The sequence below is a fragment of the Pectobacterium odoriferum genome (assembly GCF_009931295.1).
In the GTDB taxonomy this organism is placed as follows: Bacteria; Pseudomonadota; Gammaproteobacteria; order Enterobacterales; family Enterobacteriaceae; genus Pectobacterium; species Pectobacterium odoriferum.
Genome location: NZ_CP034938.1, coordinates 4,643,831 through 4,668,530, shown reverse-complemented (window position 1 = coordinate 4,668,530; position 24,700 = coordinate 4,643,831). Strand labels below are relative to the sequence as shown.

General features: G+C 52.5%; 18 protein-coding genes, 1 tRNA gene and 2 rRNA genes. 18 read left to right on the top strand and 3 right to left on the bottom strand.

Annotated elements, in window-relative coordinates; genetic code table 11:
- The first annotated feature begins 180 nt into the window (after positions 1-180).
- From rmuC to hemB, 9 genes are all read left to right on the top strand, one after another.
- Positions 181-1,740 (top strand): DNA recombination protein RmuC, encoded by a 1,560-nt coding sequence (gene rmuC / locus EO763_RS21045; protein ID WP_161530101.1) that lies wholly within the window; start codon positions 181-183, stop codon positions 1,738-1,740.
- A gap of 320 nt (positions 1,741-2,060) precedes the next feature.
- Complete coding sequence (ubiE, locus tag EO763_RS21040) at positions 2,061-2,816, top strand: bifunctional demethylmenaquinone methyltransferase/2-methoxy-6-polyprenyl-1,4-benzoquinol methylase UbiE (RefSeq protein ID WP_039494736.1); 756 nt, start codon at positions 2,061-2,063, stop codon at positions 2,814-2,816.
- Between the two features lie 12 nt (positions 2,817-2,828).
- Positions 2,829-3,470, top strand: a complete 642-nt coding sequence (gene ubiJ, locus EO763_RS21035) for a ubiquinone biosynthesis protein UbiJ (RefSeq protein WP_039494734.1) — start codon at positions 2,829-2,831, stop codon at positions 3,468-3,470.
- Positions 3,467-5,107, top strand: a complete 1,641-nt coding sequence (gene ubiB, locus EO763_RS21030; protein WP_161530100.1) for a ubiquinone biosynthesis regulatory protein kinase UbiB — start codon at positions 3,467-3,469, stop codon at positions 5,105-5,107. The genes ubiJ and ubiB overlap by 4 nt, the downstream gene beginning before the upstream one ends.
- Before the next feature lie 82 nt (positions 5,108-5,189).
- On the top strand, positions 5,190-5,450 hold the full coding sequence (gene tatA / locus EO763_RS21025) for a Sec-independent protein translocase subunit TatA (RefSeq protein WP_039494730.1): 261 nt from the start codon (positions 5,190-5,192) through the stop codon (positions 5,448-5,450).
- Positions 5,451-5,453: 3 nt separating this feature from the next.
- Positions 5,454-6,065 carry a Sec-independent protein translocase protein TatB gene (tatB, locus tag EO763_RS21020; protein ID WP_161530099.1) on the top strand — a complete coding sequence of 204 codons (612 nt, stop codon included), beginning with the start codon at positions 5,454-5,456 and terminating at the stop codon, positions 6,063-6,065.
- A 3-nt stretch (positions 6,066-6,068) separates the two neighbouring features.
- A complete protein-coding gene (gene tatC / locus EO763_RS21015; protein WP_010298656.1) occupies positions 6,069-6,821 on the top strand; it encodes a Sec-independent protein translocase subunit TatC in 753 nt (250 codons plus the stop codon).
- A 78-nt stretch (positions 6,822-6,899) separates the two neighbouring features.
- Entirely contained in the window at positions 6,900-7,682 is a 783-nt protein-coding gene (gene tatD, locus EO763_RS21010; protein WP_161530098.1) for a 3'-5' ssDNA/RNA exonuclease TatD, read from the top strand.
- A gap of 17 nt (positions 7,683-7,699) precedes the next feature.
- Positions 7,700-8,722, top strand: a complete 1,023-nt coding sequence (gene hemB, locus EO763_RS21005) for a porphobilinogen synthase (RefSeq protein ID WP_161530097.1) — start codon at positions 7,700-7,702, stop codon at positions 8,720-8,722.
- Positions 8,723-8,817: 95 nt separating this feature from the next.
- On the opposite strand, the gene rfaH is transcribed toward hemB, so the two are convergent.
- Positions 8,818-9,306 carry a transcription/translation regulatory transformer protein RfaH gene (rfaH, locus tag EO763_RS21000; RefSeq protein WP_039364226.1) on the bottom strand — a complete coding sequence of 163 codons (489 nt, stop codon included), beginning with the start codon at positions 9,304-9,306 and terminating at the stop codon, positions 8,818-8,820.
- A 200-nt stretch (positions 9,307-9,506) separates the two neighbouring features.
- Here rfaH and ubiD point away from each other — a divergent pair, with 200 nt between their 5' ends.
- Positions 9,507-11,003, top strand: coding sequence for a 4-hydroxy-3-polyprenylbenzoate decarboxylase (gene ubiD / locus EO763_RS20995; RefSeq protein ID WP_010298663.1), 1,497 nt, complete (start codon positions 9,507-9,509; stop codon positions 11,001-11,003).
- Between the two features lie 52 nt (positions 11,004-11,055).
- Positions 11,056-11,757: an NAD(P)H-flavin reductase gene (gene fre, locus EO763_RS20990; RefSeq protein WP_161530096.1), complete on the top strand. Its 702-nt coding sequence runs from the start codon at positions 11,056-11,058 to the stop codon at positions 11,755-11,757.
- A 99-nt stretch (positions 11,758-11,856) separates the two neighbouring features.
- On the opposite strand, the gene fadA is transcribed toward fre, so the two are convergent.
- Both fadA and fadB read right to left on the bottom strand, forming a co-directional pair.
- Complete coding sequence (gene fadA, locus EO763_RS20985; RefSeq protein WP_161530095.1) at positions 11,857-13,020, bottom strand: acetyl-CoA C-acyltransferase FadA; 1,164 nt, start codon at positions 13,018-13,020, stop codon at positions 11,857-11,859.
- An 11-nt stretch (positions 13,021-13,031) separates the two neighbouring features.
- On the bottom strand, positions 13,032-15,221 hold the full coding sequence (gene fadB, locus EO763_RS20980; RefSeq protein WP_161530094.1) for a fatty acid oxidation complex subunit alpha FadB: 2,190 nt from the start codon (positions 15,219-15,221) through the stop codon (positions 13,032-13,034).
- 185 nt (positions 15,222-15,406) lie between these two features.
- Here fadB and pepQ point away from each other — a divergent pair, with 185 nt between their 5' ends.
- From pepQ to EO763_RS20945, 7 genes are all read left to right on the top strand, one after another.
- Positions 15,407-16,738 carry a Xaa-Pro dipeptidase gene (gene pepQ, locus EO763_RS20975; protein ID WP_161530093.1) on the top strand — a complete coding sequence of 444 codons (1,332 nt, stop codon included), beginning with the start codon at positions 15,407-15,409 and terminating at the stop codon, positions 16,736-16,738.
- Positions 16,738-17,349 (top strand): IMPACT family protein, encoded by a 612-nt coding sequence (locus EO763_RS20970; RefSeq protein WP_161530092.1) that lies wholly within the window; start codon positions 16,738-16,740, stop codon positions 17,347-17,349. The genes pepQ and EO763_RS20970 overlap by 1 nt, the downstream gene beginning before the upstream one ends.
- Before the next feature lie 42 nt (positions 17,350-17,391).
- The gene (trkH, locus tag EO763_RS20965; protein WP_010298674.1) at positions 17,392-18,843 is read left to right on the top strand and encodes a Trk system potassium transporter TrkH; all 1,452 of its coding nucleotides are present in this window, start codon (positions 17,392-17,394) and stop codon (positions 18,841-18,843) included.
- A gap of 21 nt (positions 18,844-18,864) precedes the next feature.
- Positions 18,865-19,404, top strand: a complete 540-nt coding sequence (gene hemG / locus EO763_RS20960; RefSeq protein WP_161530091.1) for a menaquinone-dependent protoporphyrinogen IX dehydrogenase — start codon at positions 18,865-18,867, stop codon at positions 19,402-19,404.
- A 393-nt stretch (positions 19,405-19,797) separates the two neighbouring features.
- Positions 19,798-21,339, top strand: a 16S ribosomal RNA gene (locus EO763_RS20955).
- Positions 21,340-21,479: 140 nt separating this feature from the next.
- Positions 21,480-21,555, top strand: a tRNA-Glu gene (locus EO763_RS20950).
- 236 nt (positions 21,556-21,791) lie between these two features.
- Positions 21,792-24,698, top strand: a 23S ribosomal RNA gene (locus tag EO763_RS20945).
- Together the 16S and 23S rRNA genes with 1 tRNA gene alongside form the textbook arrangement of a ribosomal RNA operon.
- Positions 24,699-24,700: the final 2 nt, after the last annotated feature.

Below are 24,700 nucleotides of genomic sequence, written 5' to 3'. Positions count from 1 at the left end.
ACGCTGGGGGGATTTCTGCGTTACCGATCTGATTCTTCTGCAAATTATCGTCTATCCCTGTTCATATGGAATGCGGCTCGCATTTTTCTGCTCAGCGTCTTCCCCACCGGAATTGTTTCTGGACATCCATACAGTATCATTTTACCTTGACCGACAGCGTGAAAGGCCTGCGGAGGCAAAGTGGATATCAGCATATTTTATGGTCTGGGCGGCAGTGCGGTCGGGCTACTGGTCGGGTGGTTGGTTGCCAGCTTGATTCATCAGCAGAAGCTGTCGCAGCATGACACCGAACAGCGCTTGCTGGCGCAGACATTGCAGCAGACTCAGCAGTCGCTCAGCGAACAACAGCAGGCAAAGCTGCAGGACGAACAGCGGCTGCGGCAAAACGAGCTAGAGCTGCGCACGGTTCACGCTCAACTCTCTGCCAGCCATGAAAAGCTGCAACAGCTTACCTCACTCCGTGAAGAGTGCGTGCAGTTAAATCAGGAACTGCGAACGCTGCGTGAAATCAATAGCGCGCAGGAAGCGGAGCTGCGGGAAGTCACCATTCGGTTGGAAGAAACCCGTATGGCGGCGGAAGAAAAGCAGCGGCTGCTGGCAAACAGCGAACAGCGGTTGACGACGCAGTTTGAGAATCTGGCGAACCGGATTTTTGAACACAGCGGTCGTAAGGTGGATGAACAAAATAAGCAGAGTCTGGATAAGCTGCTGATGCCGCTGCGTGAGCAGCTTGATGGGTTCCGCCGTCAGGTGCAGGACAGCTTTGGTGCGGAAGCGCGCGAACGTCACACGCTGGCGCATGAAATCCGCAATCTGCAACAGCTGAACGCGCAGATGGCACATGAGGCCATCAACCTGACGAAAGCGCTGAAGGGCGATAACAAAACGCAGGGTAACTGGGGTGAGGTGGTGTTAAGCCGCGTGCTCGAAGCCTCTGGCCTGCGGGAAGGCTACGAGTATCAAACACAGGTCAGTGTGCAGACGGGGGCAAATAGCCGCCTGCAACCGGATGTCATTGTGCGTTTACCGCAGGGCAAAGATGTCGTGATCGATGCCAAGATGTCGCTGGTGGCCTACGAGCGTTATTTCAATAGTGACGATGACGCAGAGCGGAGTGTGGCGCTGAACGAACATTTGCTCTCGGTTCGCAGCCATATTCGGCAGTTGAGCAGCAAAGATTATCAGCAGCTTCCGAGGTTGCGTTCGCTAGACTACGTGCTGATGTTTATTCCGGTCGAACCTGCCTTTCTGGTTGCTATCGATCGCCAGCCCGAATTGATCAACGAGGCGTTAAAACACAATATTATGCTGGTCAGCCCGACCACGCTGCTGGTGGCATTACGCACCATCAATAATTTATGGCGCTATGAACAGCAGAGTCGCAACGCGCAGCAGATCGCTGAAAAAGCGTCGCGGCTGTACGATAAGCTGCGGTTGTTCGTAGACGACATGGAAGCGCTGGGGCTGAGTCTGGATAAAGCGCAGGGCACTTATCGTCAGGCGATGAATAAACTTTCCTCTGGGCGTGGTAACCTTATTGGCCAGGCTGAGGGGTTCCGTGCGCTGGGCGTAGAAATTAAACGCACGATCAGCCCGTCATTAGCAGAAAAAGCAACGGCCCATGAGCACGCTGAACGCGATGAATTACCGGATTCCGTAGCACCCGACGCTGTTTCACCAACCGTGAAAACGGAGGGCGAAGAAGGGGAAACTCCTTTCGCTACCCGTACCCAATCCTAAATAATTCGAGTTGCGTGACAAAACGTTAGCATTTTGAACAACGCAAGGCGTTGGCCCGTTAGGGCGAGCCTCATTTATGCGCCTCGTAGCGCGGCAAGCGCACGAGTCCTCAGGAGCTTACTCAAGTAAGTGACTGAGGTGAGTCAGTGAAGCCAACGCACAAGCAGCTTGAAGTATGACGGATATAAATAGGTATGGATTTCGCGGGCTTGGGCACCAGGCTATGTGAAATTAGTGCAGTGGGGTTTTTATACGGGTCTGGTACACTCTTACCATAAATGGGTAGACCCGAAATTTGACTGAAATAGTAGGCGGATAAGATGGCAAGTGAGCAGGAGAAAACGGCCGACTTTGGTTTTCGGACTGTCGCCAAGGATGAAAAAGAAGTCATGGTGGCTGAGGTTTTTCATTCTGTAGCAGCAAAGTATGACTTGATGAATGACCTGATGTCCTTTGGTATCCACCGTGTCTGGAAGCGTTTCACTATCGAATGCAGTGGCGTTAGACGTAACCAGCGTGTTTTGGATCTTGCCGGAGGAACAGGGGATTTAACTGCCAAATTTTCCCGCATGGTTGGTGAAGGTGGTGAAGTCATTTTGGCGGACATCAATGCGTCTATGCTGAAAGTGGGGCGCGAGAAACTGCGTAACAAAGGCATTATCGACAACATCAATTACGTGCAGGCTAATGCAGAAGCGCTGCCGTTCCCTGATGACTTCTTCGACTGTATTACTATCTCCTTTGGTCTTCGTAACGTGACGGACAAAAACAAAGCGCTACGTTCGATGTACCGCGTTCTGAAGCCCGGCGGTCGGTTGCTGGTGTTGGAGTTTTCCAAACCGGTGATTAAACAGCTGAGCACTGTTTATGATGCTTATTCATTCCACATCTTGCCGAGGATTGGCGAAGCCGTGGCAAGTGATGCCGGAAGCTACCGCTATCTGGCGGAGTCCATCCGCATGCACCCCGATCAGGAAACGCTGAAAGGGATGATGAGCGACGCCGGTTTTGACAGCGTTAATTATTTCAACCTCACTGGTGGCATCGTTGCGCTGCATCGTGGGTTTAAATTCTGATTGGAAATACCAATGCTGATAACGTCTTTTCTGACTGCTACGCTAGAAACCGCGCTGAATCAGCTGCTTTTTCACGATACTGTTTCTTGCGATCGTGGTTTTTCGTGTGATCGAAGTATGAAGTCTGCCCGCCAGCGCTTACAGGGGAAAACACTCCAGATCGAGTTGGCTGAACTGGATGTGCCCTTGGTGCTGGTGTTCAACGAACAGCGGCTGGACGTTATCAGCCAATGGGGCGAACCTGCGGATTGCTGCCTTAAAACACGCATTCCGGTTCTGATGAAATTACGCGATCGTCAACAGCTATCGTCGCTGATGCGCAGCGGCGAGCTGGTGATAGAAGGCGATATTCAAGTCGTTCAACAGTTCATCGTGCTGTTTGATCTGGCGGAGTTCGATCCGGCGGAGTGGTTGTCCCCTTATCTGGGCGATATTGTTGCTCAGGGTCTTACCCAGACGGCACAGAAAACCCTGAGCTTCCTGAAACGATCTCTACATCAGCAGCAACATTTCCTGTCCGAGACGTTAACGGAAGAGTGGCGACTGGCTCCGGGAAAACTCGAAAATGCCTGGTTCCATGAGGAAATTGTTGCGTTGGATAAATCCGCCGATACGTTGTCCGAACGGCTGGCGAAGCTGGAGGCTTTACGATGACGCCCAGTGAATTACGCCGCCTTTACAGCATTGTGCGTGTGCTGTTGAGCTATGGTCTAGACGAGCTTATTCCTAAAATGCGACTGACGCTTCCGTTACGTGTGGGTCGTCGTCTGCTGTTCTGGTTACCCAATCGTCACCGTAATAAGCCTTTAGGGGAACGTCTACGTTTGGCGCTTCAGGAACTGGGGCCTGTGTGGATTAAGTTCGGACAAATGATGTCTACACGCCGCGATCTGTTCCCGCCCGCTATCGCCGATCAGCTAGCGATGTTGCAAGATAAGGTTGAGCCGTTTGACGGCAAACTGGCGCGCGAACAAATTGAGCTGTCGATGGACGGAATCCCTCTTGAAGAGTGGTTTGACGATTTTGATATTAAACCGCTGGCCTCTGCCTCGATTGCGCAAGTTCATACCGCGTGCCTGAAAAGTACGGGAAAAGAGATCGTTATCAAGGTCATCCGCCCAGACATTTTGCCTGTCATCAAGGCGGATATGCGTCTGATGAAACGCCTGGCGGGTTGGTTGCCTCACCTGTTGCCGGATGGTCGCCGCCTGCGTCCGCGCGAAGTGGTGCTGGAATATGAAAAAACGCTGCTTGATGAGCTGAATTTGCTGCGAGAAGCGGCAAACGCTATCCAACTGCGGCGTAATTTTGAGAACAGCCTGATGCTGTATGTGCCGGAAGTTTATTCGGATTATTGCAGCGAAAGTATGTTGGTGATGGAGCGAATCTACGGTATTCCTGTTTCTGATGTCGACGCGCTGAAAGCCAATGGCACGGATATGAAGTTACTGGCAGAACGCGGCGTTCAGGTTTTCTTCACGCAGGTGTTCCGCGATAGCTTCTTCCATGCAGATATGCATCCCGGCAATATCTTTATCAGCTACGAGCACCCAGAGGACCCGCAATACATCGGTATTGATTGCGGTATCGTCGGTTCGTTGAATAAAGAAGATAAGCGCTATCTGGCTGAGAATTTCATCGCCTTCTTCAACCGTGATTATCGCAAAGTTGCCGAACTGCATGTGGATTCGGGCTGGGTGCCTCCAGACACCAATGTTGCAGATTTTGAGTTTGCTATTCGTACGGTTTGTGAGCCGATCTTCGAGAAGCCGTTGGCGGAAATTTCGTTCGGCCATGTATTATTGAATCTGTTTAATACGGCGCGTCGCTTCAATATGGAAGTACAGCCTCAACTGGTGTTGCTGCAAAAAACGCTGCTGTATATTGAAGGCGTGGGTCGGCAGCTTTATCCGCAGCTCGACCTGTGGAAAACCGCCAAGCCGTTTCTGGAGAGCTGGCTGAAACAGCAGGTCGGTTTACCTGCTGTCTTCCGCGCGCTAAAAGAAAAGGCACCGTTCTGGGCTGAAAAATTACCGGAAATTCCCGAGCTGTTTTATGACGGATTGCGTCAGAATAAGATGTTAAAACAAAGCGTCGATAAGCTGACTCACGAGCTGAGAATGCAGCAGGCGCGCCAAGGACAATCACGATATCTTTTGGGTATTGGCGCAACGCTGCTAATCAGTGGTACGTTGTTACTGGTCAGCCGTGTTGAAGCTGATATGGTTCCCGCTGGGTTGATGGCGGCAGGGATCGTCGCTTGGATTATCGGTTGGCGTCGAACTCGTTGAAGCAGATCATGATGCACGCCAGAATTACCCGGTATAATAACGAGAATTCTGTCGTTCCCCTTTTTGAAAAGAGGTAAATGTTATGGGTGGTATTAGTCTCTGGAACCTGTTGATTATCGCAGTCATCGTCATCTTGCTGTTCGGAACCAACAAGCTGAGAACGCTGGGGTCGGATCTGGGAGCATCCATCAAAGGCTTTAAGAAAGCGATGGGTGACGATCAGCCGTCTACTAGCCCAGACAAAACACAGCCAGATGCTGATTTCTCTACCAAGTCTATCGCTGACAACCAGTCAGATGTCAAGCCGGGCGAAACGAAGAGCCAGCATAAAGAGCAGGTGTAATCTGTGTTTGATATCGGTTTTGGTGAACTGCTATTAGTGATGGTTCTCGGCCTGATTGTCCTCGGGCCGGAGCGTTTGCCTGTGGCAGTCAGAACGGTTGCAAGCTGGATCAGGACGCTGCGTTCACTGGCGTCTACGGTTCAGAATGAGCTGTCGCAGGAGCTGAAACTCCAGGAGTTTCAGGAAAGCCTGAAGAAAGTCGAAAAAGCCAGTTTGCAGAATCTGTCGCCGGAGTTGAAAGCCTCAATGGATGAACTCAAAGAGGCGGCAGAAGCGATGAAACGTGGCTATACCGAGCCATTGTCACCGCAGAAATCAGATGATCACCAAAAGTCAGATGATCATAGCGCGTCAGATGGTCATAGTGCGACGGTGGAACCGCAGCGCAATACCCCGCTAAACGATCCTGAAGCGGCCTACGATGGGGTGATCGAAGCGGAAACCGCAGTACGTCCTGCAGACAGCCAGCAGAAGCCTGAAAACGCTGCTGCTAAACATCACTATGATGGCCGCAATGCCACAAGTGATGATGTTGTTGTCGGCAACGATAATGTCAAACCTGAGCAGTCCCAGTCTTCTGCTGTTTCTGCCCGCCAACCGAGCGATAGTCGTTAGTTTATGGCCGATGAAGATACTCAACCGCTAATTAGCCACCTAATTGAGCTACGTAAGCGGCTATTGAACAGCATCATCTGTGTGCTGGCGGTATTTGTTGTGCTGGTGTACTTTGCCAATGACATTTACCAAGTGGTTTCTGCGCCGCTCATCAAGCAATTGCCTGCGGGTGCCAGCATGATCGCGACCGATGTCGCTTCGCCTTTCTTTACACCGATAAAGCTGACGATGATTGTCTCAGTGTTTGTCGCTGCGCCACTTGTGCTGTATCAGGTGTGGGCGTTTGTGGCTCCTGCTCTGTATAAACACGAACGCCGCTTAATGATGCCGTTGCTGGTATCCAGCAGCCTGCTATTTTATTCGGGCATGGCGTTTGCGTACTTTGTGGTGTTCCCGTTGGCGTTTGGCTTTTTTGCGAAAACCGCGCCGGTTGGTGTGCTGATTGCGACAGACATCAATAACTACCTCGATTTTGTTATGGCGCTATTCATGGCGTTCGGCGTATCGTTTGAGGTGCCCGTTGCCATCGTGCTGCTCTGCTGGAGTGGTGTGGTGACGCCAGAAGATCTGAAGAAAAAACGCCCTTATATTTTGGTGGGCGCATTTGTTGTCGGGATGCTGCTGACGCCGCCGGACGTTTTCTCACAGACGCTACTGGCGATTCCGATGTATCTGCTGTTTGAAATCGGTGTATTCTTCGCACGGTTTTATGTTGGCAAAGGCCGACGGGCTGAAACGGAAGAGCCATCGCAGTAACGAACGGTTCCCTGCGGCAGGACGGTAAAATGACCTCTCTTTGAGAGGTCTTATTTTTTATTCGCCAGAGTGAGAGTCATGTTTGATATCGGTGTCAACCTAACCAGTTCTCAGTTTGAAAAAGACCGAGAGCAGGTCGTCATCCGGGCAAAGCAAGCGGGTGTCAGTGGCATCTTGATCACCGGAACCAACGCCCAGGAAAGCCATCAGGCCATGTTACTGGCGCAAGCCTATCCCGATTACTGTTGGTCAACGGCGGGTGTTCATCCGCACGATGCCAGCCAATGGAATGACGCCATCGCTGAACAGATTCACCAGATGGCAAGCGACGCTTGCGTGGTTGCTATTGGCGAATGCGGGTTGGATTTCAACCGTAACTTTTCGACTCCAGAAGAGCAGGAACGGGCATTCAGTGCGCAGCTAGCGATAGCGGCCGAACGGTCCATGCCCGTTTTCCTTCATTGCCGTGATGCCCATTCCCGCTTTATCTCTCTGTTGACGCCATGGCTGAGTCAATTACCTGCTGCCGTGGTTCACTGCTTTACCGGCAATCGCCATGAATTGGATGAGTGTCTGGCTGCGGGACTGATGGTTGGCATTACCGGCTGGGTTTGCGATGAGCGCCGCGGACTTGAGCTGCGTGCCTTATTGCCGCATATTCCTGCCGATCGGCTGTTGGTGGAAACCGATGCACCTTATCTGTTACCCCGGGATTTTCGCCCTAAACCGGCCTCCCGCCGTAACGAACCCTGTTATCTGCCTCATATTATTCGCCAGATTGCGGAGTGGCGTGGAGAAGATGCCACATGGTTGGGACAGACAACAGATGAAAATGCCCGCCGGGTTTTCCGGCTGGCCTGATTCAGGAGAATAATGACATGAGCACTGCTTTTCCCGGCACTTTCCCTGGCCGACGTATGCGCCGCATTCGCCGCCATGATTTCAGCCGTCGCCTGGTTGCTGAAAATCAACTGACGGTGAATGATTTGATTTATCCCGTTTTCGTGATGGAAGGGATAAATCATCGTCAGGAAGTTCCCTCCATGCCGGGGGTATACCGGATGACTATCGACGTGCTTCTGAAAGAAGCCGAAGAGATCGCTAAGCTCGGCGTTCCGGTACTGTCGCTGTTCCCCGTCATTGAAGCGGATAAAAAATCACTCTATGCCGAAGAAGCCTATAACTCGGAAGGTCTGGTTCCTCGCGCGATCCGCGCGCTGAAAGACGCTGTCCCTGAGCTGGGTTTGCTGACGGATGTGGCGCTCGATCCCTATACCACACACGGGCAGGACGGGATTATCGATGCAGATGGTTATGTGATTAACGACGTCACCAAGGAGATTTTGGTACGTCAGGCGCTGTCCCACGCAGAAGCCGGAGCAGAAATTATTGCGCCGAGCGACATGATGGACGGCCGCATCGGCGCTATTCGTGACACTCTTGAAGCGCAAAACCTGATCAATACCCAGATCATGGCGTATTCAGCTAAGTATGCATCGTGCTATTACGGGCCTTTCCGTGACGCCGTGGGCTCAGCGGGCAACCTGAAAGGTGGCAACAAGAAAACCTATCAGATGGATCCGGCTAACAGCGATGAAGCCTTGCAGGAAATCGCGCAGGATTTGCAGGAAGGCGCGGATATGGTGATGGTCAAACCGGGGATGCCTTATCTGGACGTGGTGCGTCGCGTCAAAGAGTCGTTCGGCGTGCCGACGTTTGCTTATCAGGTATCTGGCGAATATGCGATGCACATGGCGGCGATTCAGAACGGCTGGTTGCAAGAACAACCGGTAGTGATGGAGTCTCTGCTGTGCTTTAAACGCGCGGGTGCAGATGGTGTGCTGACCTATTTTGCCAAGCGTGTCGCACAGTGGCTGCACGATCAGCATATGCAACGCTAGGTCTGTTCTCATCCGGCGCGGGATAAACGCGCCGGGTAGGACAAAGAGGCAAGGAGCGTCGGGCTATTTTTTCAAAGGGCTATATTTTCAAAGGATTAGGCTTTGCGAAACTCGCGGTTATCAATGCTCTGTCTTACCTGTTTGTTCAGCATATTGAGCAACAGCATCGAGCGAGCTTCGCCGTCAGGCTCGGTGTAAATAGCCTGAAGGCCAGAGAAAATACCGTCGGTAATAACCACGCTATCGCCGGGCTGTGGCGTCAGTGGGTCAATGATTCCCTGAATCGGGCGAAGTGACAATTCATCGATAACCTGCTGCGGAATGGTCGCCGGCAGCGCACCGAATCGCACAAAGTTACTCACCCCACGCGTCGCGCTGATGGTGGTGGTGTGGATGCGTTCGGGATCGAACTCCACAAACAGGTAGTTCGGGAACAGCGGCTCACACACTTCGGTCCGTTTACCACGAACGATCTTATCCAGCGTGATCATCGGGCTCACGCAGGTGACATCTTGACGTTCCAGATGCTCTTTTGCTCGCAGCAGTTGACCACGTTTACAATACAGTAAGTACCAGGCTTCCATAATTTCGCAGACTTATGATTCCGACGAGCAAGCATAACAAAAGCGAGCACGGATAAAAAATTTTCGGCAGATATTTTTGTTACCACATTTTGGCGTTCGGATTCTTGATAGTGAGCAGATTCTTACCATAAATAGGCGTTGCGGGAAGCGACAGGTTGGCGAAGAGACTTTATAATAGCCAGAACGATAGACTGCCCCCGATGAATAGCATGAAATACCGTGACTTACGCGAGTTCCTCTCACTGCTGGAAGAGAGAGGGGAGTTAAAACGCATTACCCAGCCCATCGATCCCTACCTTGAAATGACGGAAATTGCTGACCGAACGCTGCGTGCGGAAGGCCCAGCCCTCCTGTTTGAGAACCCCAAAGGCTATGACATGCCGGTACTGTGCAATTTATTTGGCACGCCGAAACGTGTTGCGTTGGGAATGGGGCAGGAAGAGGTCAGCGCACTACGCGAGGTGGGCAAGCTGCTGGCGTTTCTGAAAGAGCCGGAGCCACCCAAAGGGTTCCGCGATCTGGTGGATAAAATGCCGAAGTTCCGTCAGGTATTAAATATGCCGACGAAGCGCCTGTCTTCTGCGCCGTGTCAGGAACAGATTTGGCAGGGGGATGACGTTGACCTGCGCCGGATTCCGGTGATGCAGTGCTGGCCGGAAGATGCCGCACCGCTGATTACCTGGGGGCTCACCGTGACCCGCGGGCCGCTTAAAGAGCGGCAGAATCTGGGAATCTACCGCCAGCAGGTGTTGGGCAAAAACAAACTGATCATGCGCTGGCTATCTCATCGCGGCGGCGCACTGGATTTTCAGGAGTGGTGTCAGGAAAATCCAGGGCAGCGTTTTCCGGTGTCTGTCGCATTGGGCGCTGACCCTGCGACGATCCTCGGTGCGGTGACGCCCGTGCCCGATACGCTATCGGAATATGCCTTTGCGGGTTTGCTGCGTGGGCATAAGACTGAAGTGGTGAAGTGCTTGTCGAACGATTTGGAAGTGCCCGCCAGTGCAGAAATTGTTCTGGAAGGCTATATTGAACCGGGAGAAATGGCGGCGGAAGGGCCGTATGGTGACCATACTGGCTATTACAATGAAGTCGATCACTTCCCGGTTTTCACCGTTACGCACATTACTCAGCGCCAGAATGCGATTTATCACTCGACTTACACCGGACGGCCACCGGATGAACCTGCTGTTTTGGGCGTGGCGTTGAACGAAGTTTTCGTGCCGATCCTGCAAAAGCAGTTTCCTGAGATTGTCGATTTTTATTTGCCACCGGAGGGTTGCTCTTACCGTCTGGCGGTCGTTACCATGAAGAAACAGTACGCGGGCCATGCTAAACGCGTCATGATGGGGGTGTGGTCTTTTTTACGCCAGTTCATGTATACGAAATTTGTCATTGTCTGCGATGATGACGTTAATGCGCGTGACTGGAACGACGTGATATGGGCGATCACTACGCGTATGGATCCGGCACGCGATACGGTGTTAGTAGAAAATACGCCGATAGATTACCTTGATTTTGCCTCGCCGGTTTCTGGCCTTGGCTCCAAAATGGGTCTGGACGCCACCAATAAATGGCCTGGCGAGACGCAACGCGAGTGGGGTCACCCCATCAAGAAAGACCCACAGGTTTGTGCCCGCATTGATGAAATATGGGACGAATTGGCCATTTTTAGTGACAGAGAGCCCCGGCGTTAACGGCTGCTGCCCTGTTCTCAGTTTTGCTTTTATGACCCTATAGAGGGAATGCATGACAACATTGAGCTGTAAAGTGACTTCGGTCGAAGCCATAACCGATACGGTTTATCGCGTTCGTTTGTTACCTGAAGCGCCGTTTTCCTTTCGGGCTGGCCAGTATTTGATGGTAGTGATGGGCGATCGGGATAAACGTCCTTTTTCACTGGCATCGACCCCAATGGATAAAAACTTTATTGAGTTGCACATTGGGGCGTCCGAACTGAATCTTTACGCGATGGCCGTGATGGAGCGCATTCACAAGGAAAAAACCCTGACGGTTGATATCCCGCATGGTGAAGCCTGGCTGCGAGAAGAGAGTACGCGTCCGCTGGTGTTGATTGCGGGCGGAACTGGATTTTCGTATGTGCGTTCTATCCTGCTGACCGCGCTGGCGCAGCAACCCGAGCGCGATATCGCTATTTACTGGGGTGGACGTGAATCCCAGCATCTGTATGACTTAACCGAGCTTGAAGGTTTTTCGGCTAAGCACCCCAATCTGCGGGTGGTGCCAGTCGTCGAACAGCCAGAAGAGGGATGGGATGGCAGAACGGGCACCGTTCTGAGCGCAGTATTGCAGGATTACGGCTCATTGGCAGAGCAGGATATCTATATTGCTGGTCGCTTTGAAATGGCGAAAATTGCCCGTGAACGTTTTTGTAACGAGCGCGGTGCGCTGGCAGCCCATATGTTCAGCGACGCATTTTCGTTTATTTAAAGCGGTCGATAACAGTAAGACATAAGCAAGTAAAAATAAAAATCCCACGGCTGTGGGATTTTTGGTTTCTAGCCGTTCTCTGACGGAGCTTTCCTGTGTTTAGACACGCTCAAACACGGTCGCAATACCCTGTCCCAGCCCGATGCACATCGTCGCCACGCCAAACTGAGCATCGCGACTTTCCATCAGATTAATCAACGTGGTAGAGATGCGTGCGCCTGAGCAGCCGAGCGGGTGACCCAGCGCAATTGCGCCGCCATTGAGATTGACCTTTTCATCGAGCTGTTCCAGTAGCCCCAGATCTTTAATACAGGGTAGCGTCTGGGCAGCGAATGCTTCATTGAGCTCAAAGATGCCGATATCGGTCAAACTGAGTCCTGCCCGTTTCAACGCCAGTTTGGTCGCCGGGACGGGGCCGTAACCCATAATCGAAGGATCGCAGCCAACCACGGCCATCGCCCGGATGCGAGCACGTACGGGTAAGCCTAACGATGCCGCGCGGGATTCGCTCATGATCAACATGGCTGATGCGCCATCGGACAGCGCCGAAGATGTTCCGGCGGTCACTGTGCCGTTAACCGGATCAAACGCTGGTTTGAGCGCGGCAAGGCTATCGACGGTGGTGTCTGGGCGAATGACTTCATCATAATCGAAACGTTGCAGCGCGCCGTCTGCGTCATGCCCCGCCGTGGGGACGATTTCATGGCGGAATGCCCCTGACTGGGTGGCGCTGTGGGCACGCTGGTGAGAACGTGCGGCGAACTGATCCTGCATCTCACGACCAATATTGTGCATACGCGCCAGCATCTCAGCCGTCAACCCCATCATACCCGCAGCCTTAGCCGTGGTGCGGCTCAGTCCCGGATGAAAATCGACGCCATGATTCATCGGCACATGCCCCATATGCTCAACGCCGCCAATTAAGCAGACATTCGCGTCGCCAACCATAATGGCACGGGCAGCATCATGGAGCGCCTGCATGGAGGAGCCGCACAGCCGGTTAACCGTGGTCGCGGGAACATTCATCGGAATTTCTGCCAGCAAAGCAGCGTTGCGGGCGACGTTGAAGCCTTGTTCCAGCGTCTGCTGCACACATCCCCAATAGATATCGTCGATCTCACGGGCATCCAGCGCTGCGTTACGGCTCAATAGGCTACGCATCAGGTGTGCGGACAGGTCTTCGGCTCTCACCTGACGGAAGGCTCCGCCTTTGGAGCGCCCCATCGGCGTGCGTACGGCATCAACAATCACTACCTTTTCCATATTTCCTGCCCTCATGCCGGTTGACCGTAAGAAACGTCCGCGTGTGGCGCGACCGATGGATAATAGCCTTCATTACTTTTGGCTTTTTGCTGCAAGCCGTCAGGTACCTGATAGATTGCACCGAGGTGCGCCAACTGTTGCGCCATCTCGACGTAGTGTTCGCTGCCTAGTGTATCCAGATAGCGGCAGGCTCCGCCGTGGAAGGGAGGGAAACCTAACCCATACACCAGCGCCATGTCCGCTTCGGCGGGGCTAGCGACGATACCTTCTTCCAGACAGCGCGCGACTTCATTAATCATCGGGATCATCATGCGAGCGATAATCTCTTCTGCGCTGAATGCTTTTTTCGGCTGGCTGATGTCCTTAAGCAGTGCTTCGACAGCCTCATCCTGTTCTTTATGCAGCTTCCCCTTGCTATCGGTTTGATAATGGTAGAAGCCGTGACCATTCTTCTGTCCGAACCGCTGGTGTTCAAACAACACATCAATCGCATCGCGATAATCTTTCGCCATGCGCTGTGGGAAGCCTTCAGCCATCACGGCCTGAGCATGGTGAGCGGTATCAATACCGACAACATCCAGCAGATAGGCTGGGCCCATCGGCCAACCGAACTTTTTCTCCATGACGCTATCGATCTCGCGGAAATCGGCACCGTCTCTGAGCAATAAGCCGAACGCAGCAAAGTAGGGGAACAGTACCCGGTTCACGAAGAATCCGGGGCAGTCGTTCACGACTATCGGTGTTTTGCCCATCTTGCTGGCATAAGCCACCACGCTGGCGATGGTGCTATCGCTGGTTTTGGGGCCGCGAATAATTTCGACCAGTGGCATGCGGTGGACTGGGTTAAAGAAGTGCATACCGCAGAAATTTTGCGGTCGTTTTAACGATGCTGCCAGTGAAGCGATCGGGATGGTTGAAGTATTCGAAGCCAGAATCGTCTTCTCGCTCACGTGCGATTCCGTTTCCGCGAGTACGCTGGCTTTGATTTTCGGGTTCTCAACCACGGCTTCAACGACGATGTCGGTGCGCTCGAACCCAGCGTAATCCAGCGTTGGCTGAATGCTCGCCAGAATCGTTGCCATTTTCATTCCGTCCAGCTTGCCTCGATCCACCTGCTTATTCAGCAGCTTGGCTGCCTCATTCATCCCCAGCGCGAGTGGCTTCTCGTTGATATCTTTCATCCGAATCGGCACGCCTTTGAACGCGGATTGATAGGCAATGCCGCCACCCATAATGCCCGCACCTAGCACGGCGGCCTGCTGCGGCACGAATGTCTCGCCAATCAGTTTCTTCGCTTTGCCTTTAACATATTGATCGTTGAGGAAAATGCCAACGAGTGCGCGAGCTTCATTTGAACGCGCCAGTTGAACGAAATGCTGCGTTTCGAGCTGCAATGCGTCATCGCGCGTCATCGTCGCGGCAGCTTCGATGGTTTTTACCGCTAGCATCGGTGCGGGATAGTGCTTGCCAGCGGTTTGCAGCACCATCGCTTTGGCGGTGGTAAAACTCATCATGGCTTCAATCTTATTGAGCTTCAGCGGTTCAAGCTTCGGACGTCGGTAAGCCTGCCAGTCCAGTGCGCCGTCAATCGCCTGTTTCAACATCTTGATGGCAGCGGGAACCAGTTTGTCATTAGCTACAACGGCCTGCACGAGTCCCACTTTTAAGGCATCGGCTGCGCTGACGTCTTTACCTGCGGCGATGATCTCCAGCGCGCTGTCGGCGCCCAACAGGCGTGGTAGCCTAACCGTGCCGCCAAAACCCGGCATAATCCCCAGTTTGGTCTCAGGCAGCCCGATGCGTGCATCCGTGGTTGCTAAACGAAAGTCGGTTGCCAGTACGCATTCACACCCTCCGCCCAACGCATAGCTATTGATTGCGGACAGTGTGGGAACGGGTAAATCCTCAAGGCGGCTGAAAATGCGGTTGGCGAAGACAAGCCATTCATGCAGCTTTTCTGCTGGTGCGGCAAAAAGAGAAAGGAATTCCGTGATGTCGGCACCGACAATAAATGCCGGTTTGTCAGAACGTAACAGTAAGCCCTTCAGATTCGGCTGTTCCGCCAGAACGTCCAGCGCCTTACCCAGGCTGGCAACCGTGCGGGTATCTAGCTTGTTTACGGAGCCTGAGGCAGAAAATACCAGCTCGACAATACCGTCCTCAAGCCAGTTAAGGTAGAGGGATTCACCTTGATAAAGCATGTTCATCTCCGCTGTTTGTGTGAGTGATCTGGTATGACCAGATAACCGAATTGTGGTTTTAATGTTAATTTTTTGCAAACGAGAGATTAATTTTTTGCCGAATCGATCACAAAGCACCGGACGCTGCTGTTGGGGAATGCCTGTGTTAAAATGGAGAGATCATGTCGTGACGTACAAGGATACTCATGGAAAAGCTGGCTTCTTTATATCATCACCATCTGGCTACGCTGCAAACGCGTGCTCAGGCGGTTTTAGCGCGCCATCAGCTTGACGCATTACTGATTCACTCTGGTGAGCTGTTGACCGTTTTTCTGGACGATCACGACTATCCTTTCAAAGTTAACCCGCAGTTTAAAGCGTGGGTGCCCGTCACGCAGGTGCCGAACTGCTGGCTCTGGGTTGACGGCGTGAACCCGCCGAAGCTGTGGTTCTATTCGCCAGTCGATTACTGGCATAACGTTGCACCGGTCCCCGAGAGCTTCTGGACTGAAGAGATTGAGATTAGCGTGCTACGGAATGCCGATGATATCGGGAAGCTACTTCCATTGCAGCGTGAGCGTGTTGCTTATATCGGCTACGCCCCGCAGCGTGCGCAGGATTTGGGCATTCGTGCGGATAATATCAATCCTCAGGGTGTGCTGGATTATCTGCACTATCATCGCGCTTACAAAACCGATTACGAGCTGGCCTGCATGCGTGAAGCGCAGAAGACTGCGGTTATCGGTCATCGTGCCGCGCATGAAGCATTTCTGTCCGGGATGAGTGAGTTTGATATTAATCTGGCGTATCTGACGGCCACTGGTCATCGTGATATCGATGTCCCTTACGGCAATATCATCGCGCTCAATGAACATGCGGCGGTGTTGCACTATACCCAGCTCGATCATCAGGTGCCTTCCGATGTCCGCAGCTTCCTGATTGATGCAGGGGCGGAATATAACGGCTATGCCGCCGATCTCACGCGTACCTATTCCGCACAGAGCGATGGCGCGTTTGCCCTGCTGATTAAAGATCTCAATCAGGAAATGCTTTCATTGATTGATACCGTTCAGGCGGGAGCGCGTTATACCGATTACCATATTCAGATGCATGAGCGGATTGCGAAGCTGCTGAAGTCACATCAACTGGTGCGAGATATCAGCGAGGAAGCCATGGTGGAGCAGGGGTTCACGTCGCCTTTCCTGCCGCACGGTCTTGGCCACCCTCTGGGCTTGCAGGTGCATGATGTCGCCGGATTTATGCAAGACGATCGCGGCACACATCTGGCGGCGCCGTCGCAGCATCCTTACCTGCGCTGTACCCGCGTGCTTGAACCTGGCATGGTCATGACGATCGAACCGGGCATCTATTTCATTGAATCCTTACTTGCTCCGTGGCGTGAGGGCGAATTGAGTCAGCACTTTGACTGGCAAAAAATCGAGGCGTTGAAACCGTTTGGCGGTATCCGTATCGAAGATAATATTGTCATTCATGAAGGGCGCGTGGAGAACATGACGCGCGACCTGAATCTGGCCTGATGCAAGCGTATCCCGTTCCTGCTGCGCCCGTGAGCTTCAGCGAGGAAATCAAGAAAAGCCGCTTTACGACGATCCTGGCGGCAACGCCGGGAATCGACGCAGCAAAGGCGTTTATCCAGCACGTCCGGGAAGAGTATGCCTCGGCGGGTCATCACTGCTGGGCGTTTGTTGCAGGTGCGCCCGACGATTCCCAGCAGCTTGGTTTTTCTGACGATGGCGAGCCGTCCGGCACGGCGGGCAAACCGATGCTGTCGCAGCTAATGGGAAGCGGTATCGGTGAGATTACGGCTGTGGTCGTGCGTTACTATGGCGGAATCCCACTGGGCACGGGTGGGCTCGTGAAGGCTTATGGCGGCGGCGTTCAGCAAGCGCTGAAACTGTTATCGCTGCAAGAGAAAGTATTGCAAAAAGAGTATGGCTTACACTGTGACTATGCGCTGTTGCCCCAGGTGGAATCCCTGATCTTCCAGCTTGGCGGAAAAGTTCTGCATAGTGAGTATGGCGTGGACGTCGTATTGCGGTTCTCTATCCCCGTTAGGGGAACCGAGGAGGCGGCAATGAAATTGCGTGATTTAAGCCGCGGCGCGTTGCATTTATTGCCTATTCCATAATAATCCCAGCGCTTTTTATGAATCATTAAGGAATTCCCTGCGATGCACTTGCGCGCCATAACCCGTATTGTCGGCCAGTTGGTTATCCTTTTTTCCGGGACGATGGTTATTCCCGGACTGGTGGCGTTAATTTACCGCGATGGCGCAGGCCGGGCGTTTACGCAGACATTTATTGTCGCGCTGGCGATTGGCATCATGCTGTGGCTACCAAACCGAAAACAGAAGCATGAACTGAAATCTCGTGAAGGGTTCCTGATCGTAGTCCTCTTCTGGACGGTGCTGGGCAGCGTCGGTGCACTGCCTTTCCTGTTTGCTGAACATCCTAATCTGGGCGTAACGGATGCTTTTTTCGAATCGTTCTCTGGGTTAACGACAACGGGTGCGACTACGCTGGTCGGGCTGGATTCACTGCCTAAAGCCATCCTGTTTTATCGACAAATGCTGCAATGGTTTGGTGGGATGGGGATCATTGTACTCGCCGTTGCCATCCTGCCGATTCTTGGTGTCGGTGGGATGCAGCTTTATCGTGCGGAGATGCCGGGGCCGTTGAAGGAAAACAAAATGCGCCCCCGTATTGCCGATACGGCAAAAACGCTGTGGCTGATTTATCTCTTGCTGACGATTGCCTGTGCCGTCGCGCTTTGGCTGGCTGGCATGCCGGTATTCGATGCGATTGGTCACAGCTTCTCTACGGTGTCTGTTGGCGGGTTCTCTACTCATGATGCGAGTATCGGCTACTTTAATAGCCCAACGATTAACACCATCATCGCGATATTCCTGCTGATTTCCGGCTGTAATTTTGGTTTGCACTTTGCTCTGCTGAGTGGTCGCAGCCTGAAGGTATACTGGCGTGACCCAGAATTCCGCATGTTCATTTTTGTTCAGCTGTCGCTGGTGGCCGTATGTACGATTGTCCTGTGGTTCCACCACGTTTATGACAGCGGGATGCAAACGATCAATCAGGCATTCTTCCAGGTTGTCTCGATGGCGACAACGGCAGGGTTTACGACGGACAGCATTGCATCGTGGCCGCTTTTTCTGCCGGTTTTGCTTCTGTGTTCCGCGTTTATTGGCGGGTGTGCGGGCTCAACCGGGGGCGGCTTGAAAGTGATTCGTATCCTGCTGCTTTTCCTGCAAGGCTCGCGTGAGCTCAAGCGTTTAGTGCATCCGAATGCGGTTTACACGATCAAGCTGGGGCACCGCGCGTTGCCAGAGCGTATCCTTGAAGCCGTATGGGGGTTCTTTTCCGCGTATGCGTTGGTTTTTATTGTCAGCATGCTAGCCGTCATTGCGACAGGCGTTGATGATTTCTCTGCGTTTGCGGCGGTTGCGGCCACATTGAATAATCTGGGACCGGGTCTGGGTGTCGTCGCGGAAAATTTTACGTCGATGAACGATACGGCGAAATGGATTCTGATACTGACAATGCTGTTTGGTCGTTTGGAAGTTTTCACGCTTTTAGTGCTGTTTACGCCAACCTTCTGGCGGGAATAGTCCCCATAAGGATAAAGAACAATGAAAGCTTTGATCGTGTTTTCGAGTCGGGATGGGCAAACAAGAGCGATTGCCTCCTATATTGCGAATACGCTGAAAGGAACCCAGGAGTGCGATGTTGTTAACGTACTCAATGCGAATGATATCGATCTGAGCCAGTACGATCGGGTTCTGATTGGTGCGTCGATTCGGTACGGGCGCTTTCATCCTGCGGTAAATCAATTTATCCATAAGCATCTGACTTCTCTGCAACAGCTGCCAAGCGCATTTTTCTCAGTGAACCTCACTGCGCGTAAGCTAGAGAAGCGCACAATACAAACCAATGCCTATACGCGTAAGTTCCTGCTGAATTCTCCTTGGCAGCCCGATTTGTGCTGCGTGTTCGCTGGTGCCCTGCGTTATCCACGCTACCGCTGGTTTGATCGGATAATGATTCAACTCATTATGCGTATCACTGGGGGGGAAACGGATAGCACTAAAGAGATTGAATACACAGACTGGCAGCAGGTTGCCCGTTTCGCACAGGATTTCGCCCAATTAGCGGCGAAAAATCCGGCATAACGGCGTCTTTTACTGCGCTTTGCTGAAAAAACCCTCACTCGATATTTTTTTTGCATTTAGCGCTTGTCAGCGTGCGAGAAGTCCCTATAATGCGCCTCCACTGACACGGCAACAGCGACACGCGGTTGCGGTGACAGGAAAAAAGATTCAACGAAGGCGGTCAGTAATGACTTGACTTCACAGCGGAAAAGCATAGTATATGCAGCCCGCGCCACCGATGAAGTGGCACTGCTCTTTAACAATTTAATCAGACAATCTGTGTGGGCACTCACAAGACCGTATCTTAACGATATAAAAAGTCTTGAAGAGTGAACAACAGTAAAATTCATTACGAATAAACAGTTACTAATTCTTTGAGCATCGCTGACGAGTTCAGCAAATCAAACAAATCTTAAATTGAAGAGTTTGATCATGGCTCAGATTGAACGCTGGCGGCAGGCCTAACACATGCAAGTCGAGCGGTAGCACAGGAGAGCTTGCTCTCTGGGTGACGAGCGGCGGACGGGTGAGTAATGTCTGGGAAACTGCCTGATGGAGGGGGATAACTACTGGAAACGGTAGCTAATACCGCATAACCTCGCAAGAGCAAAGAGGGGGACCTTCGGGCCTCTCGCCATCAGATGTGCCCAGATGGGATTAGCTAGTAGGTGAGGTAATGGCTCACCTAGGCGACGATCCCTAGCTGGTCTGAGAGGATGACCAGCCACACTGGAACTGAGACACGGTCCAGACTCCTACGGGAGGCAGCAGTGGGGAATATTGCACAATGGGCGCAAGCCTGATGCAGCCATGCCGCGTGTGTGAAGAAGGCCTTCGGGTTGTAAAGCACTTTCAGCGAGGAGGAAGGCAGTCGTGTTAATAGCACGGCTGATTGACGTTACTCGCAGAAGAAGCACCGGCTAACTCCGTGCCAGCAGCCGCGGTAATACGGAGGGTGCAAGCGTTAATCGGAATGACTGGGCGTAAAGCGCACGCAGGCGGTCTGTTAAGTTGGATGTGAAATCCCCGGGCTTAACCTGGGAACTGCATTCAAAACTGACAGGCTAGAGTCTTGTAGAGGGGGGTAGAATTCCAGGTGTAGCGGTGAAATGCGTAGAGATCTGGAGGAATACCGGTGGCGAAGGCGGCCCCCTGGACAAAGACTGACGCTCAGGTGCGAAAGCGTGGGGAGCAAACAGGATTAGATACCCTGGTAGTCCACGCTGTAAACGATGTCGATTTGGAGGTTGTGCCCTTGAGGCGTGGCTTCCGGAGCTAACGCGTTAAATCGACCGCCTGGGGAGTACGGCCGCAAGGTTAAAACTCAAATGAATTGACGGGGGCCCGCACAAGCGGTGGAGCATGTGGTTTAATTCGATGCAACGCGAAGAACCTTACCTACTCTTGACATCCAGAGAATTAGCTAGAGATAGCTGAGTGCCTTCGGGAACTCTGAGACAGGTGCTGCATGGCTGTCGTCAGCTCGTGTTGTGAAATGTTGGGTTAAGTCCCGCAACGAGCGCAACCCTTATCCTTTGTTGCCAGCGATTCGGTCGGGAACTCAAAGGAGACTGCCGGTGATAAACCGGAGGAAGGTGGGGATGACGTCAAGTCATCATGGCCCTTACGAGTAGGGCTACACACGTGCTACAATGGCGTATACAAAGAGAAGCGACCTCGCGAGAGCAAGCGGACCTCATAAAGTACGTCGTAGTCCGGATTGGAGTCTGCAACTCGACTCCATGAAGTCGGAATCGCTAGTAATCGTAGATCAGAATGCTACGGTGAATACGTTCCCGGGCCTTGTACACACCGCCCGTCACACCATGGGAGTGGGTTGCAAAAGAAGTAGGTAGCTTAACCTTCGGGAGGGCGCTTACCACTTTGTGATTCATGACTGGGGTGAAGTCGTAACAAGGTAACCGTAGGGGAACCTGCGGTTGGATCACCTCCTTACCAAGAAGATGTGTGTTAAGTGAAGTGCTCACACAGATTGTCTGATGAAAATACTGAGCAAGCGCACCTGTTGATGCGATGAGTGTAAACTCATGCTGACGCGATAGTGCCGGGTTTATGATCCGGTACGGATTTTTCGTGTCCCCATCGTCTAGAGGCCTAGGACACTGCCCTTTCACGGCTGTAACAGGGGTTCGAATCCCCTTGGGGACGCCAATCCGATAATGAGTGAAAGACATTATCATGAATATCTTAAAGATGATTCTTCGGAGTCATGTTTACGATATTGCTCTTTAACAATCTGGAACAAGCTGAAAATTGAAACATGACAGCTGAACATACTGATATGACATTTATGTCATGTGAGTGATGCGTCAGTGTGTCAATGAGTCTCTCAAATAATCGCAGCACGACAGTGACTTTGATTAATCAAAGACACCTTCGGGTTGTGAGGTTAAGCGACTAAGCGTACACGGTGGATGCCTAGGCAGTCAGAGGCGATGAAGGGCGTGCTAATCTGCGATAAGCGTCGGTAAGCTGATATGAAGCGTTATACCCGACGATACCCGAATGGGGAAACCCAGTGTGTTTCGACACACTATCATGACATGAATACATAGTGTCATGAGGCGAACCGGGGGAACTGAAACATCTCAGTACCCCGAGGAAAAGAAATCAACCGAGATTCCCCCAGTAGCGGCGAGCGAACGGGGAGGAGCCCAGAACCTGAATCAGTTTATGTGTTAGTGGAAGCGTCTGGAAAGTCGCACAGTAAAGGGTGATAGTCCCGTACACAAAAATGCACAAGCTGTGAGTTCGATGAGTAGGGCGGGACACGTGACATCCTGTCTGAATATGGGGGGACCATCCTCCAAGGCTAAATACTCCTGACTGACCGATAGTGAACCAGTACCGTGAGGGAAAGGCGAAAAGAACCCCGGCGAGGGGAGTGAAATAGAACCTGAAACCGTGTACGTACAAGCAGTGGGAGCCTACTTGTTAGGTGACTGCGTACCTTTTGTATAATGGGTCAGCGACTTATATTCTGTAGCAAGGTTAACCGTATAGGGGAGCCGCAGGGAAACCGAGTCTTAACTGGGCGTTAAGTTGCAGGGTATAGACCCGAAACCCGGTGATCTAGCCATGGGCAGGTTGAAGGTTGGGTAACACTAACTGGAGGACCGAACCGACTAATGTTGAAAAATTAGCGGATGACTTGTGGCTGGGGGTGAAAGGCCAATCAAACCGGGAGATAGCTGGTTCTCCCCGAAAGCTATTTAGGTAGCGCCTCGTGAATTCATCTTCGGGGGTAGAGCACTGTTTCGGCTAGGGGGTCATCCCGACTTACCAACCCGATGCAAACTACGAATACCGAAGAATGTTATCACGGGAGACACACGGCGGGTGCTAACGTTCGTCGTGAAGAGGGAAACAACCCAGACCGCCAGCTAAGGTCCCAAAGTCATGGTTAAGTGGGAAACGATGTGGGAAGGCACAGACAGCCAGGATGTTGGCTTAGAAGCAGCCATCATTTAAAGAAAGCGTAATAGCTCACTGGTCGAGTCGGCCTGCGCGGAAGATGTAACGGGGCTAAACCATGCACCGAAGCTGCGGCAGCGACACTTAGGTGTTGTTGGGTAGGGGAGCGTTCTGTAAGCCGTCGAAGGTGGCCTGTGAGGGCTGCTGGAGGTATCAGAAGTGCGAATGCTGACATAAGTAACGATAATGCGGGTGAAAAACCCGCACGCCGGAAGACCAAGGGTTCCTGTCCAACGTTAATCGGGGCAGGGTGAGTCGACCCCTAAGGCGAGGCTGAAAAGCGTAGTCGATGGGAAACAGGTTAATATTCCTGTACTCGGTGTTACTGCGAAGGGGGGACGGAGAAAGCTAGGTTATCCGGGCGACGGTTGTCCCGGTTTAAGCGTGAAGGTGGATGACTTTGGTAAATCCGGGTCATTGTTAACACTGAGGCGTGATGACGAGTCACTACGGTGATGAAGTAACCAATGCTACGCTTCCAGGAAAAGCCTCTAAGCTCCAGGTAACATCAAATCGTACCCCAAACCGACACAGGTGGTCAGGTAGAGAATACTCAGGCGCTTGAGAGAACTCGGGTGAAGGAACTAGGCAAAATGGTGCCGTAACTTCGGGAGAAGGCACGCTGATGGTAGGTGAAGTGACTTGCTCATGGAGCTGAAATCAGTCGAAGATACCAGCTGGCTGCAACTGTTTAATAAAAACACAGCACTGTGCAAACACGAAAGTGGACGTATACGGTGTGACGCCTGCCCGGTGCCGGAAGGTTAATTGATGGGGTCAGCCGCAAGGCGAAGCTCTTGATCGAAGCCCCGGTAAACGGCGGCCGTAACTATAACGGTCCTAAGGTAGCGAAATTCCTTGTCGGGTAAGTTCCGACCTGCACGAATGGCGTAATGATGGCCAGGCTGTCTCCACCCGAGACTCAGTGAAATTGAACTCGCTGTGAAGATGCAGTGTACCCGCGGCAAGACGGAAAGACCCCGTGAACCTTTACTATAGCTTGACACTGAACCTTGAGCCTTGATGTGTAGGATAGGTGGGAGGCTTTGAAGCGTGGACGCCAGTCTGCGTGGAGCCAACCTTGAAATACCACCCTTTAATGTTTGATGTTCTAACGTAGACCCGTAATCCGGGTTGCGGACAGTGTCTGGTGGGTAGTTTGACTGGGGCGGTCTCCTCCCAAAGCGTAACGGAGGAGCACGAAGGTTAGCTAATCCTGGTCGGACATCAGGAGGTTAGTGCAAAGGCATAAGCTAGCTTGACTGCGAGAGTGACAGCTCGAGCAGGTGCGAAAGCAGGTCTTAGTGATCCGGTGGTTCTGAATGGAAGGGCCATCGCTCAACGGATAAAAGGTACTCCGGGGATAACAGGCTGATACCGCCCAAGAGTTCATATCGACGGCGGTGTTTGGCACCTCGATGTCGGCTCATCACATCCTGGGGCTGAAGTAGGTCCCAAGGGTATGGCTGTTCGCCATTTAAAGTGGTACGCGAGCTGGGTTTAGAACGTCGTGAGACAGTTCGGTCCCTATCTGCCGTGGGCGTTGGAAGATTGAGAGGGGTTGCTCCTAGTACGAGAGGACCGGAGTGAACGCACCACTGGTGTACGGGTTGTGATGCCAATTGCATTGCCCGGTAGCTAAGTGCGGAAGAGATAACCGCTGAAAGCATCTAAGCGGGAAACTTGCCTCGAGATGAGTCTTCCCTGGGCACTAGATGCCCCTGAAGGGCCGTTGAAGACGACGACGTAGATAGGCTGGGTGTGTAAGCGTAGCGATACGTTGAGCTAACCAGTACTAATGACCCGAGAGGCTTAACCTTAC